The organism is Lyngbya sp. CCY1209 (genome assembly GCF_055795065.1).
The window spans coordinates 1-1216 of the sequence record NZ_JAYFER010000504.1 but is presented as its reverse complement, the minus strand read 5'-3'; the positions used below and the strand labels follow the sequence as shown (position 1 = coordinate 1216).

Annotated in this window: 3 protein-coding genes; all 3 read left to right on the top strand. The window is 44.4% G+C overall.

Annotated features, from left to right (window positions below):
• Positions 1-152 precede the first annotated feature (152 nt).
• Complete coding sequence (locus AC0QHF_RS16360; RefSeq protein WP_324705300.1) at positions 153-437, top strand: hypothetical protein; 285 nt, start codon at positions 153-155, stop codon at positions 435-437.
• A 126-nt stretch (positions 438-563) separates the two neighbouring features.
• Positions 564-896: a hypothetical protein gene (locus AC0QHF_RS16355; protein WP_324705299.1), complete on the top strand. Its 333-nt coding sequence runs from the start codon at positions 564-566 to the stop codon at positions 894-896.
• 99 nt (positions 897-995) lie between these two features.
• On the top strand, positions 996-1216 hold a 221-nt coding region (locus tag AC0QHF_RS16350; RefSeq protein ID WP_324705298.1), incomplete at its 3' end, for a hypothetical protein.

Genomic DNA, 1216 nt, shown 5'->3' with positions numbered 1-1216 from the left:
TTGGGCATCGCTTTTGGTCGGATATTGTCGGCAAAATTAATGTCATAATTCTGCCAAATTGGCAACAGTTTCGAGAAAGTTTCGATTAAATTAAAGACAGAAAAGGGAAATTCCCGAATCCATTCACTCAATCAACTAACTGGAGGGAAACCATGAAGATTTCCGACCTCAATCATATCGCCACCATTTCCGAAGAATCCAACGTCGCCGGTGGATACGGATACTACGGACGTACTTTTTACGAAAACGACTACATCAATTTTGATGTGTATGGAGACACCTTTATTTTTACACACATCGATGGCAATACCGCTCAAATTGATGGCGGTGCTGTTGCTTACGGTTCGGACACCTATACCAAGGTTGCCGGTTCGACGTTTACTGTCGAAGGCCATACCTCACAATCCAGTTTGTTTGCCATCTCCGTGAGCGACTAAAGCGGTTTTTTCTGAACGAGTGCATCGTTTTATGTGAAACCTAAGAGGGACTCCTCTATCCGACGAGTTCCTCTGCTTGTTAGTGTCTAATTTCTGTTTTTGTCGTTGGTTACATCAAGTTATACCATGAGTAAATTGACTTCGAGTTCAGTTCTGGATATTTGCGACATAGACTTTAACGAAGAACTGTCAAATCCCAACCGAGTCCAAGGTGGGGTTTATGCAACGACCGATTCTTTTGCATGGGCTTATACTGATGTAGCTCTTGCCGGAGCAAATGCGATAGCCGTGGGTGATTATACTGCAACTACAGCTAATGCATATACATCGGTTTATAACGAAGATAATTTTTCCGAGAGTTTTGCGTCCTCTAATGCTACGGCTCTAGCCATTTCGGGAGACAGTCAGGCAAGTTCCTTTTCGGATGACTGGGCTATTTTTGGCTCCTTCTCTAACTGAATAATTGTCCGGTTTTTCCCTTTTCTTATCTCCCTTCCAAAAAAAAGTTAAAACTTTTATCAAAATATTTGTATAAAGTAATGCGTTGGTATTTGTCTCATGTCTCAAGATTCAAATTCCCCGACAATTAATCAGTCATCTGGGAGCGGAGCCATCGTCAGTTCTATTTCCTTTGTAGACGAAACGGGGGCGGGAAGCAGCAGCGAATCCACCGCCACCTCGGGAGAGGGAGAAACCAGCACCAGCAGCGAGGAAACCTTCACTCCCGGCGCCGATTCTAGCAGCGGAAGTGCCAGTGCGATCGCATCTTCCAACGAGGC